Here is a 17,320-nt window from a genome sequence, read left to right as displayed (position 1 = left end):
TGCTATTACGCAAACTGTCAAGGCAAACAGGGCTTGCGCATTTGGGCCGTTGCTTATAGGCGGATTGGGAACGAATTGCCATAAGCTCGTGAGCGCGCTTAACTGCGCCTCCCCCTGCAAGTGCGAAACAGGCGGCAGCGCTTGCCATATGCGTATGGGGAAGGTCATTTTGCAACGCTCTGCGGCAGAGCATGGCTGGCAGACAGGAAAGAAGGCGAGGCGCTTGAAATGGCAGTGATATCGCTAGGCTATGTGGTGATCGAGGCGCGGGAGCTCGGGCCGTGGCAGGATTTTGCCTGCAATATCGCAGGGCTGATGGCGGCCCCTTCGCCGGACGAAGACGTCGCGCTGTTTCGCATGGACGACCGGCCCTGGCGCCTGCGGGTGCAGAAAGGCGCGGCCGACCGCTTCGTGGCGCCGGGCTGGGAATGCGCGAATCGTGACGCTTTCGAATCGGTGCTGGCCCGCCTCGAGGCGGCGGGCCGTCCGGTGGAACGGGCGGGGGTCATGGAAGCGCGTGGCCGTCAGGTCTATGAACTGGCCCGCTCGTCCGACCCGGCGGGTAACCCGATGGAGCTCTTCTACGGCCGCTTCGTCGACTATGCCCCCTTCGTCTCGCCCGCGGGCGTCAGCCGCTTCGTGACCGACAGCCCCCATGGCGCGGACGGCGACATGGGGATGGGCCATGTCGTGCTCACTGCCCCCAATTTCGACGAGACCCACACCTTCTACAAAGAGGTCATGGGCTTTGGCGACACCGACCTTGGCCGCTTCTACCTGATGGGTGGGGGCGAGGATGATCCGGGCGTGGGCTTTGCCTTCCTGCACTGCAACCCGCGCCACCACAGCCTGGCGCTTGGCCAGCTGCCCGAAAGCCCCAATGGCGCTGTCCACATGATGCTCGAGGTCGGCTCCCTCGAGGATGTCGGCCGCGCCTATGACCGGGTTTTGAAGAGCAAGGGCAAGGTGCCGCTCTCGGCAACGCTGGGTCGTCATGTCAACGACAAGATGACCAGCTTCTACATGCAGACGCCCGGCGGCTTCGACATCGAATATGGCTGGAACGGCCTGGTAATAGACCCGCAAACATGGGTCCCCACCACCAGCCTTTCTGTAAGCGACTGGGGCCATAAATGGGCTCATGAGCAGGACTGACGCAAAAGGATGACTGACATTATGCTCGACAAGCGCATGAGCGTCGACGACATCGTCGACCAGATTTCCGACGGGATGACCATCGGCATCGGCGGGTGGGCCACGCGCCGCAAGCCCATGGCGCTGATCCGCGCCATCGCCCGCTCGAACCTGAAAGACCTGACCGTCATGGCGGGCTATGGCGGCATGGACATCGGCCTGCTCGCCGCCACCGGCAAGATCAGGAAGCTGGTATTCGCCTTTGCCAGCCTCGACCATTATCCGCTCGAACCCCATTTCCGCAACGCCCGCCAGGCGGGCGCCTTCGAGGTGCTCGAGCTTGACGAGGGCATGTATCATTGGGGTCTGCGCGCAGGCGCGATGAAGCTGCCCTTCCTGCCGACGCGCGTGGGCATCGGCACCGACATCATCACGCAGGACGGCTTCGACTTCAAATTCGTGAAGAGCCCCTATGCCGATGGCGAGGAATTCGTCGCCATGCCAGCGCTGGTGCCCGACATCGCCCTGATCCATGCCCATCGTTCCGACGAGCGCGGCAATATCCTCACCCTATCGGTCGATCCGATCTTCGATGAACTGCTCGTGCGCGCAGCCAAGAAAAGCTACGCGACGGTCGAGAAGATCGTGCAGACGGCTGAGCTCGATATGAAGAAGAACAGCCGCTACAACCTCGTCGAGCGCGCGATGATCACCGGCGTTGCCGAGGCACCCTTGGGCGCGCATCCCTCGAGCGCTGACCCCGACTATCAGCTCGATCTCAAGCACATCAAGACCTATGTCGAAAGCGCCGCCTCGCCCGAAGCCTGGGCCGAGTATAAGGCGAAATATATCGACGTGTCGGAAGCCGATTATCAGGCAGCGATCGGCGGCGCGGACACCGTCAAGCAGCTCCCCGTCCCCATTTACTAAGCGAGAGACCCATGACCCAGAACAGCTATTCGCTCGCTGAACTCGTCATCGCCGCCTGCGCCGAAGTCTGGCGCGAGGATGGCGAAGTGATGGCGACCGGCATCGGCCCCCTCCCCCGCATCGGCGCTGGCCTTGCCAAACTGAGCTTCGCGCCCGCGATCCAGACCACCGATGGCGAGGCCTGGTACACCAGCGAGCCGGTCGGCCCGGGCAAGCGCACCGCCGAGCCGGAATTTGAAGGCATCGCCAATTATGACCGCGTCTTCTCGGCGCTCTGGAGCGGCCGCCGCCATGCGCTGGTTGGCCCGGTGCAGATCGACCGTTATGGCCAGGCGAACATCTCGGTGATCGGCGACCATAAGAAGCCCAAGGCAGCGATGCTCGGCGCGCGCGGCTTCCCCGGCAACTCGATCAGCCATCCCAACAGCTTCTTCTTTGCCAACCACAACAAGCGTGCGTTCGTGGAAGGCGAGGTCGATTTCGTGTGCATGGCGGGCTACAACCCCGCGCGCTACCGCAATGGCGCTGCGCCCCAGGGCCTGGACTTGCGCCGCATCATCACCAACCTTTGCGTGATGGATTTCGGCGGGCCGGATCACCAGATCCGCGTGATCTCGCTGCATCCGGGTGTGACGTTCGAGGAAGTGCAGGACAATACCGGCTTCCCGCTGGCAAAAATCGATGGCGAAATCCCCACCACGCCCGCGCCAACGGCCGAGCAGCTGGAGCTGATCGCCAGGATCGACCCCAATAATGTCCGCGCGACCGTGTTCAAGGACAATCCGGCCGGAGACAGAAGGGCAGCCTGACGATGAACGAGACCGACCGCCTGGTCGAACCGCAGCAGGTCGACATTGTTTACGAAACGGATGAGCCGGTCACCTATGAGGTGATCGACCATGTCGCGTGGATCATGATGAACCGTCCGGGCTTCAACAACGCCCAGAACGGCCAGATGACCTATGCCCTTGATGACGCGTTCGTACGCGCCGTGAACGATGACGATGTGCGCGCGATCGTGCTGGGCGGCAACGGCAAGCATTTCTCCGCTGGCCATGACATCGGCACGCCGGGCCGCGACGTGCACCAGCATTTCGAGAACCGGCTGCTGGTGCCCGGCCATGTCAACAAGCCCGCGGCCGAACTGCTCTACACCCGCGAGAAGGAGCAATATGTCGGCATGTGCCGGCGCTGGCGCGATGCGCCCAAGCCCACCATCGCCATGGTGCAGGGGGCCTGCGTCGCGGGCGGCCTCATGCTCGCCTGGGTGTGCGACCTCATCGTCGCGACCGACGACGCCTTCTTCCAGGACCCGGTCAACCGCATGGGCATCCCGGGCGTCGAATATTTCGCCCATGCCTATGAGCTGCCCCCGCGCGTCGCCAAGGAGTTCCTGCTCTTGGGCGAGCGGATGAGCGCGCAGAGGGCCGAAAGCTTCGGCATGGTCAACAAGATCGTCTCCCGCGAGGCGCTGCGCGAGACGGTGGCAGGCATGGCGGCCAAGCTCGTCGCCCAGCCTCGCCTTGGCAACTGGCTCACCAAGCAGGCGATCAACCATGTCGAGGAGCTGATGGGCAAGCGCAACGCGATGGACGCGCAATATCATATGCACCATTTCGCCCATGCCCAGAACGACCTCGTCCAGGGCAGTTCGATCGCGGGCCTCGATGCCAAGAAGATGGCCGAGGCCAATAAGAAACAGGCGAGCGAATGATGGGCGATCCGCTGCACACGATCCTGACGGAGCGGCTTGGCTGCCGCTGGCCGATCATCCAGACCGCGATGGGCTGGGTGGCGGAACCCAGCCTCGTCATCGGGTCGAGCAATGCGGGCGCCTTCGGCTTCCTCGGCGCCGCCGTCATGACGCCGGACGAAGCGCGCGAGAAGCTGCTCGCCGTCCGCAAGGGCACCGACCGGCCCTTCGGCGTCAACTTCCACAGCTTTCAGCCCGGCGCTGACGCAATCGTCGAGCTGATTCTCGCCAACAAGGATCAGGTGCGCGCCGTCTCCTTCGGCCGCGGTCCCAATGCCAAAATGATCGGCCGCTTCAAGGATGCAGGCATCCTCTGCGTCCCCACCGTCGGCGCGGTCAAGCATGCGCAGAAGATGGTCGAGCTCGGCGTCGACATGGTCAATGTCCAGGGCGGCGAAGGCGGCGGGCATACAGGCTCCGTGCCGACCACCGTGCTGCTCCCCCAGGTGCTGGACGCGGTCAAGGTGCCGGTGATCGCGAGCGGCGGCTTTGCCGACGGGCGCGGGCTGGCGGCGGCGCTCGCCTATGGCGCGGTCGGCATCGCCATGGGCACGCGTTTCCTCCTCACCAAGGAAAGCCCGGTCCCCGACAGCGCCAAGGCGGCTTATCTGAAAGCCACGACCGACGGCATCATCGTCACCACCAAGCTTGACGGCATTCCGCAGCGGATGGTCCGCACCCGCCTCATGGACAAGATCGAAAAGTCCGGTTCCTTGGGCATGTGGCTGCGCGCGATCGAGGCCGGCATGGCGATGAAGAAGCAGACCGGCGCGAGTTGGATCGACTTCATCAAATCAGCGCGCGGCATGACGGCGCATGGCGCGATGCCGCTCAAACAGGCGATGATGGCCGCGACCATGCCGATGCTGATCCAGAAGGCGGTGGTCGAGGGCGACATCGAACATGGCGTGATGGCGACCGGCGTCGTGGGCGGGCGGATCGGCGAGATCCCGACCTGCCAACAGCTGGTCGACCGTATCGTCGAAGAGGCGCATGAGCGGCTCGCCGCGCTCGCCGCCATGGGCCGCGAGACGGCCAGCGCCGCCTGAGGAAGAGGGACAAGACATGCCGATTACGCTGACCGTCAAGGGCGCCATCGCCGAAATCCTGTTCGACCATCCGCCGGTCAACGCCTTCGACACCAAGGGTTGGGAATCGATCCCGGCGATGGTTTACGAAGCAGCGGCAAACGAGGATGTGAAATGCATCCTGATCCGCGCGGAGGGCCGGGGCTTTTGCGGCGGCGTCGACATCAAGGAGATGGCGGCGCATCCTGAGCGCATCGCCAAATTGAACAAGGATAATTACCTCACCTTCAAGGCGATCCGTGAGTGCGCGATCCCGGTGGTGGGCGCGCTGCATGGCTTCGTCATCGGCGGCGGCGTCAATATCGCGGGCGCCTGCGACGCGCTGATCGCGGCGGAAGGGGCCTATTTCTCGCTGCCCGAGATCGATCGCGGCGCGATGGGGGGAGCCGCCTTCATGAGCCGCATGCTGCCGGTCCAGATGGTGCGCGCCAATTTCTTCACCGGCGGGCGCATCCCGGTTGAGGATGCCTATCGCCACGGCTCGGTACACAAGGTCGTGCCCTTGGAGAAGCTCAAGGACGAGGCCTACGCTTTCTGCGAAATCATCGCGTCCAAGAGCCGCGCGGCCCTGGTCATCGCCAAGCAGGCGCTCAATCTCATCGAGCCCACCGACCCCTCGGCCCATTACCGGATCGAGCAGGGCTTCACGCTCGAAATGTACATGCATGAAGACAGCCAGAAGGCGCGCGACGCCTTCGTCGACAACAAGGGCGCGGCGAAATTCTGATGGACCTGACTTATACCCCTGAGCAGCAGGCGTTCCGCGCCGAAGTCCGCGCCTGGCTCGACGCCCATGTGCCCGGCGAGCCGCTGGAACATTTCGACGCCACGCGCGAGGGTTTCGAGGCGCACCGGGAATGGGAAAAGACCTTGAAGTCCGGCGACTGGGGCATGGTGACCTGGCCACGCGAATATGGCGGGCGCGGCCTCGACCTCATCCAGTGGCTGATTTTCGAGGAAGAATATTATCGCGCAGGCGCGCCCGGCCGCGTCAACCAGAATGGCATTTTCCTGCTTGGGCCCACGCTCATCGAATTCGGCACCCATGAGCAGAAGCAGCGCTTCCTCCCCAAAATGGCGTCGGGCGAGGAAATCTGGGCGCAGGCCTGGTCCGAACCGATGGCAGGCTCGGACCTTGCTGGCGTGCGCGCCACCGCCGTCCGCGAGGGCGACGACTATATCCTCAATGGCCACAAGATCTGGTCGAGCCGCGCGGTGTTCGCCGACTGGGCGTTCGGCCTGTTCCGCGAGCCGGGCAGCGAGCGGCATAAGGGGATGAGCCTCATCTTCTTCCCGCTCGATGCACCCGGCGTGACAGTGAACGCCATCAAGAAGATCAACGGCCATGTCGGCTTTGCCGAGATTTTCCTGGAAAATGTCCGCGTCCCCGCCTTCAATCGCCTCGGCGACGAGGGCCAAGGCTGGCATATCTGCATGGCGACCGCCGGTTTCGAGCGCGGCCTCATGCTGCGCTCGCCCGCCCGCTACCAGGTGGCGGCCAAGAAGCTCGCAGAACTGTGGACCGCGAACAAGGAAACGGCCGACCCCGCGCTCGAAGCCGATGTCGTACGCGCGCACATGAATGCCGACGCCTATGCGCTCAACATCTACCAGACCGCCTCGCGGCTGATGGCAGGCGCGAAGATCGGGCCGGAAGCCTCGACCAACAAGATCTTCTGGTCCGAACTCGACATTCACCTGACGCAAACCGCGCTCAACATCCTGGGGCCGCAGGCGGAATTGACGCACGAAGCGCCGGACGCGAACCCCGTCGACTGGATCGACGACTATATCTTCGCGCTCGCAGGCCCGATCTATGCCGGGTCGAACGAGATCCAGCGCAACATCATCGCCGAGCGCATGCTCGGCCTGCCGCGCTAAGGGGATTTAAGATGGATTTCACCCTCAGCGACGAACAGCTGATGTTCGCCGAGACCGCGCGCACCCTGTTCGCCGACAGCTGCACGCCCGATCATTGGCGCAAGATGATGGAAGCGGGCGAGGCGATCAATCCCGCCCGCTGGGCCTCGATCGTCGAGACCGGCCTCACCCTCATCCTGCTCCCCGAAAGTGCGGGCGGCATCGATCTGGCCGAGACCGACTTTGCCCTGATCGCACAAGAGGCGGGTTATGTCGCCCTGCCCGAGCCGCTGGTCGAGAGCGCAGGCGTCGCCGCGCCGATGCTCGCCGCGCTCGCGCCCGATCATGCGCTGCTGAGCGACCCGATGGCCACCATCGCGATCGCGCATCCGGCCAACCCCTATGTGGCGAACGCCGACAGCGCCGCGGCGATCCTGCTGCATGCCGATGGCGAGGCGTATCTCGCCACGCCCGACCAGGTGACGCTCACCGCGCAGCCGAGCATCGATCCCTTCCGCCGCCTGTTCTCGGTCGCGTGGGACAAGGCCAACGCCACGCCGCTCGGCAAAGCCGCCTTCGACCTCGCCTTCGACCGCGCCGCCCTCTTCAACGCTGCCTTTGGCCTGGGCCTTGCCCAGCGCTCGGTCGACCTCGCCGTCGACTATGCCAAGGAACGCCAGCAGTTCGGAAAGCCGATCGGCAGCTATCAGGCGGTCAAGCATCATCTGGCATCCGCCCAGGTGGCGATCGAGTTCGCCAAGCCCGTGGTGGCCGCCGCCGCCGCCGAAATCAGCGCGCGCGACACGCAAGCCCGCGCCCGCGTCAGCCATGCCAAGCTCGTGGCCCTGGAAGCCGCCGACAAGGCCGCGCGCGCCTCGATCCAGGTGCATGGCGCGATGGGCTATAGCTGGGAGGTGGACGTCCACCTCTTCTTGAAGCGCGCCCTTGCCCTGACGCAAAGCTGGGGCACCCCCGCTCATCACCGCGCGCGCATCGCCACGCGCATCTTCACCCAGCCCATGGGGCCGGACCAGACCTTTGCCAGAGACGCTGGACAAAAGCAGGAAAAAGAGAATGCCTGAAGCCTATATCGTCGATGCCGTCCGCACCCCCATCGGCCGCAAGAAGGGCAGCCTCGCCGCCGTCCATCCCGCCGACCTTGGCGCGCACCCGATCCGCGAACTGGTCAAGCGCACCGGCATCGACCCGTCAGGCGTCGATGACGTGGTGTGGGGCTGCACCGAGACGATCGGCGGCCAAGCAGGCGATATCGGCCGCACCGCATGGCTGGTCGCAGGCCTGCCGGAGGAAATCCCCGGCGTCACCGTCGACCGCCAATGCGGCTCCTCCCAGCAGGCCGTCCACTTCGCCGCGCAAGGCGTCATGAGCGGCACCCAGGACCTGGTGGTCGCGGGCGGCAGCCAGGCGATGAACCAGATCCCGATCATGGCGGCGATGATCGCAGGCGCGCAATATGGCTTCGACAGCCCCTTCCACGGGTCGAAGGGCTGGGTCGAACGCTATGGCATGGAAGAGGTCAACCAGATCAAGTCGGCCGAGATGATCGCCGACAAATGGGGCATCAGCCGCGAAGCGATGGAAGCCTTCGCCCTCGCCAGCCATCAGCGCGCGCAGGCCGCCTGGGACAATGGCTGGTTCGATCATGAAGTCGCACCGCTCGAGGGCCTCACCCGCGACGAAACCATCCGCCCCACCACCTCGCTTGAGGGCCTCGCGTCCTTGAAGCCCGTCAATGAAGGCGGCATCGTCACCGCAGGGGTCGCCAGCCAGAATTGCGACGCGGCCGCCGCCCTCCTCATCGCCAGCGAGCAGGCGGTCAAGGACCATGGCCTCAAGCCCCGCGCGCGCATCCATCATCTCTCGGTCCGCGCCGCCAACCCGGTGTGGATGCTGACCGGCCCGATCCCCGCCACCCAATATGCGCTCAAGAAGGCGGGCATGTCGATCAGCGACATCGATCTGTTCGAATGCAACGAGGCCTTTGCCAGCGTCACCATGGCCTGGATGAAGGAACTCGCTATCCCGCACGACAAGGTCAATGTGCAGGGCGGCGCGATCGCGCTCGGCCATCCGATCGGGGCTACCGGCGCGCGGCTGATGACCACGCTGCTGGGCGCCCTTGAACGCACCGGCGGCCGCTATGGCCTCCAGACCATGTGCGAAGGCGGCGGCCAGGCCAACGTCACCATCATCGAGCGGCTCTAAGGGACCCAGCCCCGATGCCCGCCTACGCCTATCAGGGGATTGTTCCCGTTGTCGATCCGACCAGCTACGTCCATCCGCTGGCGTCGCTGATTGGCGACGTGATCGTCGGGCCGGGCTGCTTCATCGCGCCCGGCGCGAGCCTGAGGGGCGATTTCGGGCGGATCGTGGTGGAGGGCGACAGCTCGATCCAGGACAATGTGTCGGTGCATGCCAACCAGTTGCGCGACACGGTCATCCGCCGGGGAGCGACCATCGCCCATGGGTCGATCATCCATGGCTGCGAGATTGGCGAGAATGCGCTGATCGGCATGAACGCGGTGATCCTCGACAACGCCGTCATAGGTGACGAAAATCTCGTCGCCGCCCTTGCCCTTGTGAAGTCCGACACGGTGACCCCGCCACGCAGCCTGGTCGTCGGCAATCCGGCCAAGGTGGTCAAGACCTTCGAGCCGCATCAGGTCACCTGGCGCAACAATGGCGAGGGGGAGTATCAGAAGCTCGCCCGCGCCGCGCTCACTGACCTCATCGAGGCAGAGCCGCTCAGCCAAGCCAGCGCCGAGCGGCAGGCGCAGCGCATTGCCTCCGACGCCATCGCCGTGCGCCTTTCGGGCAGCACCGCGCAGCATCGCGAGCAGCGGGCGGCGCAGCGGAAAGGCACATCATGAGCAGCGCCACCGCCATCACCAACCTCCTCTACCTTTATGCCGAACTGATGGACGCGGGCGACCTCGAAGGCGTCGCCGCCCTGTTCGAGCGCGCCCGGATCAAGGCCGGCGGCGGCGAAATGGTCGAAGGCGCAGCGCCGATGCTGGCGCTGTGGCAAGCCCATATACGCATCCATGACGATGGCACGCCGCGCACCAAGCATGTCATCACCAATCCCATCGTCGAGATCGACGAGGCGGCAGGCACGGCAAGCTGCCGCTCTTACTATACCGTATTCCAGGCGACCCCGGACCTGCCGCTCCAGGCGATCTGCGCGGGCCGCTATCATGACGCCTTCGTCCGCACGGACGGGGCATGGCATTTTTCCGGGCGGGATTATTCCCTGCTCGATCTCGTTGGGGACTTGAGCCAGCATCTGCTGATCCCCGTCGCAGCGCAATGAAGGAGTAAGGCAAGTGGGTATCTGCGAAGGACGTGTTGCGATCGTGACCGGGGCGGGCAATGGGCTGGGCAAGGCCTATGCGCTGGGTCTCGCGGCGCAAGGCTGCAAGGTCGTGGTCAACGACCTTGGCGTTGGCACCCATGGCGAGGCGGGCGAGACCAAGGGCGCGGCCGAGCAGGTGGTCGATGAGATCAAGGCGATGGGCGGGCAGGCCGTCGCCAACACCGACGATGTCGCTGAATGGGATGCGGGCAAGCGCATGGTCGAGCAAGCCCTCGACAGCTTCGGCGCGCTTCATGCCGTGGTCAATAATGCCGGGTTCGTGCGCGACCGCATGTTCTTCACTTGCAGCCCGGAAGAATGGGATGCGGTGATCCGCGTCCATCTGCGCGGCCATTTCTGCACCTCGCGCCACGCCGCTGAATATTGGCGCGCGCAAAGCAAGGCCGGCAACCCGGTCGATGCGCGCATCATCAACACGACCTCTGGCGCGGGCTTGCAGGGCTCGGTCGGCCAGTCGGCCTATTCGACCGCCAAGGGCGGCATCGCCACGCTCACCCTCGTGCAGGCCGCCGAGCTTGGCCGCCTGGGCATCACCGCCAATGCGCTCGCGCCCAATGCCCGCACCCGCATGACCAATACCGGCGCGTTCGACATGGAGGCGAAAGAAGGCGAGTTCGACCTGTTCGCCCCGGAAAACATGGCGCCGCTGGTCGCCTATCTGGTGTCGGAACAGTCGAAGGGCGTGACGGGCCAGGTGTTTGAATTGAAGGGCGGACAGGTCTTCCTCTCGCAAGGCTGGACCGACAGCCCCGCCTTCGACAAGGGTGCGCGGATTGACGCCAGCGAGATGGACGCGATCGTGCGGGGGCTTCTCCAAACCCGCGAGCCTGCAAAGCCCGTTTACGGAGCCGCCTGATGGACTTCGCGCTCAGCGACGACCAGCGCGCGATCCAGGAAGCGGCGCGTGACTTCCTGACCGACGCCGCCAACCCGGATGTCATCCGCGCCGCCGTCGAAGGGACGAGCGGCTTTGACGAGAGCCTGTGGTCGAGCCTTGGCGAGATGGGCTTTACCGGGCTGATGATCCCGGAAAGCCTGGGTGGCCTGGGCCTGGGCGCGGTCGAAATGGCGCTGGTCCTCGAAGAAACCGGCCGGGTCCTCGCGCCCGTGCCCTTCTTCGAGACCGCCGTGCTCGCCGTGCAAGCCATCCTGGCGGCAGGCAGCGAGGAACAGAAGGCAGCGCTGCTCCCCCGCCTCGCGTCGGGCACGCGCGCCAGTTTCGCCGGGACCGCAAGCCGCCCGACCCTCACCAACGGCAAGCTGACGGGCACCGCGCAGTTCGTGACCTTCGGCCATGTGGCAGAGCTGATCGTGGTGGCCACCGCTGACGAGAGCCTCATCGTCCTCGAAGCCGACACCCCCGGCCTCGTCATCGAGGCGCTGCCCGCGCTCGACCGCACCCGCCGCTTTGCGACGCTGACCTTCGATTGCGCCGTGACGCCGGAGATGATCCTGGGCGCCCCCGGCAGCGCCAAGGCCGCGATCGCGCGCACCCTCACCATCGGCGCTGGCCTGCTCACCGCCGAACAGACCGGCGGCATGCAGTACAGCCTCGACGCCACGGTCGACTATGCCAAGCAGCGCGTCCAGTTCGGCCGCCTCATCGGCTCCTTCCAAGCCTATAAACATATGCTCGCCGACATGATGCTGCTGGTCGAAGCCTCGCGCTCGGCCGCCTATTATGCCGCCGCCGCGATCGATGAAAATGGCGAGGAACTGGCCGAGGCGGCCCATGCCGCGCGCGCCTATGTCTCCGACGCCTATTGCTCGGTCGCAGGCGATGCCATCCAGCTTCATGGCGGCATCGGCTTCACCTGGGAACATCACGCCCATCTCTATTTCAAGCGCGCCCGCGCCTGCGCCAGCTGGCTCGGAACCCCCGACCAGCATCGCGAAGCCCTCGCCCAGATCATCATGAAGGACGCCGCATGACCCCGACTTCTCCTGTGCCCCCCTATCCGACCCCGCTCGGCATGCTCAAGGGCAAGACCGTGGTCGTCACCGCCGCGGCCGGCACCGGCATCGGCTTTGCCGCCGCCAAGCGCGCCGCCGAAGAAGGGGCAAAGCTCCTCATCAGCGACTTCCACGAACGCCGCCTCAATGAAGCGGCCGACCGCATCGCTGACGAAGCCAAGGTCGAGCGTCCCGCCACCTTCGTGTGCGACGTCACCAGCGAGGAGGCCGTGCAGGCCCTGCGCGACGCATCGCTCGCAGCATTGGGCAAGGTCGATGTCCTCATCAACAATGCAGGGCTGGGCGGCGAGGCCGACATCGTCGATATGACCGACGAGCAGTGGGCGCGCGTGTTCGACGTCACCTTGACCTCGCTGTTCCGCATGACCCGCGCCTTCCTGCCGTCAATGTATGCCAACAAGTCGGGCGTCATGGTCAACAACGCCTCGGTGCTGGGCTGGCGCGCGCAAAAGGGCCAGGCCCATTACGCCGCCGCGAAAGCCGGGGTCATGGCCTTCACCCGCTGCGCCGCGATCGAGGCGGCCGAACATGGCGTGCGCATCAATGCGGTCTCGCCATCCCTTGCCATGCACCCCTTCCTCGCCAAGGTGACCACCCAGGAAGCTTTGGACAAGCTGGTCGAGAAGGAAGCGTTCAAGCGCCCCGCCGAGGTCTGGGAAATCGCCAATGTGATGATGTTCCTCGCCTCTGACCTCTCCTCCTACATGACCGGCGAGATCGTCGCGGTCTCCAGCCAGCGGGCGTAAGATGGCGACCATCTTCGAGAATCCCCGCGACCTCCTGGGCAAGGAAGGCACCAAGCTCGACACCGCCGACTGGCTCACCATCGACCAGGCGCGGATCGACGCCTTTGCCGACTGCACCGGCGACCATCAGTGGATCCATGTCGATCCGGTGCGCGCCAAGGACGGTCCGTTCGGCGCGACCATCGCGCATGGTTACTTGACCCTCTCCCTCGTCAACCTGTTCATGCCGCAGATCGTCGAGGTCCGGCGCTTCTCCGCTGGCGTCAATGTCGGCATGGACAAGACCCGCTTCCTCAGCCCCGTCATCGTCGGATCGCGCATCCGGGGCACAGGCGAGATCGTCTCGGTCGAAGAGGTCAAGGGCGGCGCCATCCAGGCCGTGATCCGCGTCACCGTCGAGATCGAAGGACAAGACAAGCCCGCCTGCGTGGTCGATACCATCAACCGCTATTTTCCGGAATAACGGCCTTGGCCCGCGCCATCCTCGCCCTCACATTGAGCCTTCTCGCCGCTACCCCAGCTGGAGCCAAAACCATGCCCGATCCCGTCAAGATGGAAGCCGCCGTCCACGCCTATGTCGCCGCGTTCGAAGCGGGCAGCGCCGACCAGGTCGCTGCGCTGTATGCGCAGGATGCAACCGTTGAAGACCCGATCGGCTCGCCCATCCACAAGGGCCGCGAGGCGATTCGCGCCTTTTACGCTGAATCGATGAAGACCGGCGCGAAATTGAAGCTCGAAGGCCCGGTGCGCGTGGCAGGCGATTATGCCGTCTTCCCCTTCTCGGTGAACCTCAACTATGATGGCGGCCACAAGCGCATCGACGTCATCGACACCTTCCGCTTCAACGACGCCAATGAAGTGATTGAAATGCGCGCCTTCTGGGGCCCCACCAACATGCACGGCTTCTAAGCCGCCCACCTTCTCCCGGCGGGCGCGAAACATAGAAATAGACAAGGACATTTACCCATGCGTGAAGCAGCCATCATCTCGACCGCCCGCACTGGCGTTGGCAAAGCCTATCGCGGCGCGTTCAACGACACCGAAGCGCCGTTCATGTCCTCCCATGTGGTCGACGCCGCCATCGCCCGCGCTGGCATCGATCCCGCCCGCGTCGATGACGTGTATCTGGGCGTCGCCAACCAGTGGAACACGCAAAGCTACAATGTCGGGCGTCTGACCGTCCATGGCTCGGTCCTCCCCGACACGACGGCGGGCTTCTCGATGGACCGCAAATGCTCGTCCGGCCTCAACGCCCTGGCGTTCGCCGCGCGCGGCATCATCGCCAACGAGATTGACTGCGCCGTCTCGGGCGGCGTGGAAAATGTCTCGCTCACCATCGACAAGCATTATCCCGCCTTCCGCAACCGCTCCGAGTTCATCAAGGCGCGCGATCCCAACGCCTATATGGTGATGATCGAGACCGCCGAGATCGTCGCCGAGCGTTACGGCATCTCCCGCGAGGATCAGGACCGCTTTGCCGCCCAGTCGCAGCAGCGCGCCGCCGCCGCCCAGGCAGCGGGCAAGTTCGATGACGAGATCGTGCCGATCACGGTCACCAAGGCCCTGTTCGACAAGGAAGGCAATGAGACCGGCAAGGAAGAGCTGACCCTGACCAAGGACGAGGGCATCCGCGCGGGCACCACCTACGAAAAGCTTTCTGAATTGAAGCCCGTGTTCAAGAACGGCTCGGTCATCAAGGAAGGCAAGCATGTGACCGCGGGCAATGCCAGCCAGCTGTCCGACGGCGCCTCGGCCCAGGTCGTCATGGACCTGGCCACCGCGCAGAAGGAGGGCCTGCCCATCCTCGGCATCTATCGGGGTTTTCAGGTCGCAGGCTGCGGCGCGGATGAAATGGGCATTGGTCCTGTGTTCGCCATCCCCAAGCTGCTCCAGCGCGCCGGTCTCACGATCGACGACATTGGCCTGTGGGAACTCAACGAAGCGTTCGCCAACCAGGCGATCTACTGCCAGCGCACCTTGGGCATCGATCCGGACAAGCTCAACGTCAATGGCGGCGGCATCGCCATCGGCCACCCCTTCGCCATGACCGGATCGCGCCTCGCGGGCCATGCCCTCATCGAAGGCAAGCGCCGCGGCGTCAAATATGTGGTCGTCTCCATGTGCGTCGCGGGCGGCATGGGCGCGGCCGGTCTGTTCGAGGTCGCCTGATCCATGCAGCTCGCCTTCGCCCCTGAACTCAAGGCCTTCCGCGAGGAGGCCGCGAGCTGGCTCAATGAACAGCTCGCCGGTCCCTTCAAGGCCATTTGTGGCCAGACCAACCAGGTCGACAATGTCGAGGAACGCCGCGCCTGGGAAGCCGCCCTGGGCGAAGCGCGCTGGAGCGTCATTGGCTGGCCTGAGCAATGGGGCGGGCGGGGTGCCTCGATCGCCCAGCAGATCATCTTCGCCGAGGAATATGCCCGCGCAAAAGGTCCGCCGCGCGCCGGGCACCTCGGGGTCGAGCTGCTCGGGCCAACGCTGATCGCGATGGGCACTGAGGAGCAAAAGGCCCGGTTCCTCCCCGATATCGCATCGGGCAAGGCGATCTGGTGCCAGGGCTATTCTGAACCCGGCGCGGGATCGGACCTTGCCAACGTCAAGACCAAAGCCCGCCTCGAAGGTGACAAGTACATCATCGACGGGCAGAAGATCTGGACCTCGATGGGCACCATCGCCGACTGGTGCTTCGTGGTCGCGCGTACGGAGCCCGGGAGCGTGGGCAACAAGGGCCTCTCGTTCCTCATGGTCCCGATGGACCAGCCTGGGGTCGATACCCGCCCGATCCGCCAGATGACCGGCGAGGCCGAGTTTGCAGAAGTGTTCTTCGATGGCGCGGAAGCCCTCGCGATCGACCGCATTGGCGAAGAAGGCGAAGGCTGGAAGGTCGCCATGGCGCTCCTTGGCTTTGAACGCGGCGTATCCACCCTCGCCCAGCAGATGCAGTTCAAAAACGAACTCGACGACATCATCGCCATCGCCAAGGCCAACGGCAAGGCAACCGACCCCCTCACCCGCCAGAAGATCGCCACCGCCCATGCCGGGCTCAAGATCATGCGCTACAACGCCCTGCGCATGCTATCGGGCGGCGAAGCCAATCCCGAACTCACAGGCGCCGCCTATACCTACAAGCTCTACTGGTCCCGCTGGCACGTCGCCCTGGGCGACCTCGCCATGGCGGTCATGGGACAAGAGGGCGAAATAGGCATCAACGACGAACGCATGGGCTCGCTCACAACCATGCACCTCATGTCTCGGTCCGATACCATCTACGCCGGAACCGACCAGATCCAGCGCAACATCATCGCTGAACGCGGATTAGCTATGCCAAGAGAACCCAGAGGATGAGGAATATTCAGTGCGTCGCTCTGGCGGCGCTCCCGAATTAAAGAAGAAGATGCACAATTGAAACGAGGAGAATAGGGATGCCGCTCGACCCACAACTTGAGGCCATGTTCGCCAATCAGCCGGAATGGCCGCCGATCCGGACTATTCCGGTTGCTGCGTTGCGGGAGGCGGTGCGGTCGAGTTCGATCCAGCTTCCGCCACCTGCTGTATCCCTTGCCTCGATCGCCGATCGGACCATTGCGGGGCCGAACGGTGAGATACCGGTGCGCATCTATACGCCCGAGGGCGCGGGACCTTTCCCAGTCACTGCCTATTTCCATGGCGGCGGGTTCGTGGTGGGCGATCTCGACACGCAGGACATGATCGCGCGCGGGCTGGCGGCGGGTGCGGAGACCATCGTGGTGTCCGTCGACTATCGCCTCGCGCCCGAGCATAAGTTCCCGGCGGCCTTCGAGGATTGCTGGGCTGCGACGCAGTGGGCGGCGGCGCATGCGGCCGAACTGGGGGGCGATCCCGCCCTGATCGCCGTTGCTGGCGATAGCGCGGGCGGCGTGCTGGCCAGTGCCTGCGCCCTCCTCGCACGAGACGCGGGCGCGCCCCGTATCGCGGCGCAGATCAACTGGTATGGCCCCGGCATCCATCCGATCCCGGAAGAGGGATCCGCGCTTGAATTTGCGAACGGCCCGGTGCTGCGCCTGGAAGATGCGCATTATTTCTGGGAACTGCACATCAAGGACGAACGCGATTACGACGATTTCCGCGCCAGTCCGATGAAGGCGACGAGCCATCAGGGCCTGGCGCCCGCCTTTATCGCCAGCGCCGAATGCGACCCTATCCGCGACGCGGTGGAAGCCTATGCTCCGGTGCTGAAAAAGGCCGGGGTGGAAGTTCAAGTGAAGCGCTATCCCGGCATGGTGCATGGGTTCGTGTCATGGATCGGTTTCCTGCCGGGCGCGCAGGAGGCGATGGCGGATGCCTGCGCCTTTGCGAAAAAGCAGTTTGCGGCCGCCCGCCAGACCGCTTGAACCGCATAAGCCCAAGGGCGGCCCTAGAAAAGCTGGAGCCGCCCTTCGGCTAGAGCATTTTCGAAGCA

At 64.8% G+C, this 17,320-nt stretch carries 19 protein-coding genes; all 19 read left to right on the top strand.

What is annotated here, in order from left to right; all coding sequences use genetic code 11:
- Positions 1–228 precede the first annotated feature (228 nt).
- On the top strand, positions 229–1,155 hold the full coding sequence (locus tag ACYU81_RS16500) for a VOC family protein (protein WP_460988402.1): 927 nt from the start codon (positions 229–231) through the stop codon (positions 1,153–1,155).
- A gap of 9 nt (positions 1,156–1,164) precedes the next feature.
- Entirely contained in the window at positions 1,165–2,064 is a 900-nt protein-coding gene (locus ACYU81_RS16495) for a CoA transferase subunit A (protein ID WP_460988403.1), read from the top strand.
- A gap of 11 nt (positions 2,065–2,075) precedes the next feature.
- Complete coding sequence (locus ACYU81_RS16490; protein ID WP_460988404.1) at positions 2,076–2,873, top strand: CoA-transferase subunit beta; 798 nt, start codon at positions 2,076–2,078, stop codon at positions 2,871–2,873.
- A gap of 2 nt (positions 2,874–2,875) precedes the next feature.
- Positions 2,876–3,778, top strand: a complete 903-nt coding sequence (locus ACYU81_RS16485) for an enoyl-CoA hydratase (RefSeq protein ID WP_449468751.1) — start codon at positions 2,876–2,878, stop codon at positions 3,776–3,778.
- Positions 3,775–4,866 carry an NAD(P)H-dependent flavin oxidoreductase gene (locus tag ACYU81_RS16480; RefSeq protein ID WP_460988405.1) on the top strand — a complete coding sequence of 364 codons (1,092 nt, stop codon included), beginning with the start codon at positions 3,775–3,777 and terminating at the stop codon, positions 4,864–4,866. Before ACYU81_RS16485 ends, ACYU81_RS16480 begins: the two co-directional genes overlap by 4 nt.
- Before the next feature lie 16 nt (positions 4,867–4,882).
- Complete coding sequence (locus tag ACYU81_RS16475) at positions 4,883–5,632, top strand: enoyl-CoA hydratase family protein (RefSeq protein WP_460988406.1); 750 nt, start codon at positions 4,883–4,885, stop codon at positions 5,630–5,632.
- A complete protein-coding gene (locus ACYU81_RS16470) occupies positions 5,632–6,786 on the top strand; it encodes an acyl-CoA dehydrogenase (protein WP_460988407.1) in 1,155 nt (384 codons plus the stop codon). The genes ACYU81_RS16475 and ACYU81_RS16470 overlap by 1 nt, the downstream gene beginning before the upstream one ends.
- An 11-nt stretch (positions 6,787–6,797) precedes the next feature.
- Complete coding sequence (locus ACYU81_RS16465) at positions 6,798–7,847, top strand: acyl-CoA dehydrogenase family protein (protein WP_460988408.1); 1,050 nt, start codon at positions 6,798–6,800, stop codon at positions 7,845–7,847.
- Complete coding sequence (locus tag ACYU81_RS16460) at positions 7,840–8,991, top strand: acetyl-CoA C-acetyltransferase (RefSeq protein WP_460988409.1); 1,152 nt, start codon at positions 7,840–7,842, stop codon at positions 8,989–8,991. Before ACYU81_RS16465 ends, ACYU81_RS16460 begins: the two co-directional genes overlap by 8 nt.
- A gap of 14 nt (positions 8,992–9,005) precedes the next feature.
- Positions 9,006–9,656: a gamma carbonic anhydrase family protein gene (locus ACYU81_RS16455; RefSeq protein WP_460988724.1), complete on the top strand. Its 651-nt coding sequence runs from the start codon at positions 9,006–9,008 to the stop codon at positions 9,654–9,656.
- Positions 9,653–10,099, top strand: coding sequence for a nuclear transport factor 2 family protein (locus ACYU81_RS16450; RefSeq protein WP_460988411.1), 447 nt, complete (start codon positions 9,653–9,655; stop codon positions 10,097–10,099). The genes ACYU81_RS16455 and ACYU81_RS16450 overlap by 4 nt, the downstream gene beginning before the upstream one ends.
- Before the next feature lie 13 nt (positions 10,100–10,112).
- Entirely contained in the window at positions 10,113–11,018 is a 906-nt protein-coding gene (locus tag ACYU81_RS16445; RefSeq protein ID WP_460988412.1) for an SDR family oxidoreductase, read from the top strand.
- On the top strand, positions 11,018–12,094 hold the full coding sequence (locus ACYU81_RS16440) for an acyl-CoA dehydrogenase family protein (RefSeq protein ID WP_460988413.1): 1,077 nt from the start codon (positions 11,018–11,020) through the stop codon (positions 12,092–12,094). Before ACYU81_RS16445 ends, ACYU81_RS16440 begins: the two co-directional genes overlap by 1 nt.
- Positions 12,091–12,882, top strand: a complete 792-nt coding sequence (locus ACYU81_RS16435; protein WP_460988414.1) for an SDR family oxidoreductase — start codon at positions 12,091–12,093, stop codon at positions 12,880–12,882. Before ACYU81_RS16440 ends, ACYU81_RS16435 begins: the two co-directional genes overlap by 4 nt.
- A 1-nt stretch (position 12,883) precedes the next feature.
- On the top strand, positions 12,884–13,345 hold the full coding sequence (locus tag ACYU81_RS16430) for a MaoC family dehydratase (protein ID WP_460988415.1): 462 nt from the start codon (positions 12,884–12,886) through the stop codon (positions 13,343–13,345).
- A gap of 5 nt (positions 13,346–13,350) precedes the next feature.
- Positions 13,351–13,791 (top strand): nuclear transport factor 2 family protein, encoded by a 441-nt coding sequence (locus ACYU81_RS16425; protein WP_460988416.1) that lies wholly within the window; start codon positions 13,351–13,353, stop codon positions 13,789–13,791.
- Positions 13,792–13,848: 57 nt separating this feature from the next.
- Positions 13,849–15,051, top strand: a complete 1,203-nt coding sequence (locus tag ACYU81_RS16420; RefSeq protein ID WP_460988417.1) for an acetyl-CoA C-acyltransferase — start codon at positions 13,849–13,851, stop codon at positions 15,049–15,051.
- A 3-nt stretch (positions 15,052–15,054) separates the two neighbouring features.
- On the top strand, positions 15,055–16,227 hold the full coding sequence (locus ACYU81_RS16415) for an acyl-CoA dehydrogenase family protein (RefSeq protein WP_460988418.1): 1,173 nt from the start codon (positions 15,055–15,057) through the stop codon (positions 16,225–16,227).
- Between the two features lie 77 nt (positions 16,228–16,304).
- Entirely contained in the window at positions 16,305–17,252 is a 948-nt protein-coding gene (locus tag ACYU81_RS16410) for an alpha/beta hydrolase (RefSeq protein ID WP_460988722.1), read from the top strand.
- Positions 17,253–17,320 lie beyond the last annotated feature (68 nt).

Source organism: Sphingobium sp. TomTYG75 (assembly GCF_054771635.1).
The sequence above is the reverse complement of the archived record's forward strand: the minus strand, read 5'-3'. Positions and strand labels throughout refer to the sequence as shown.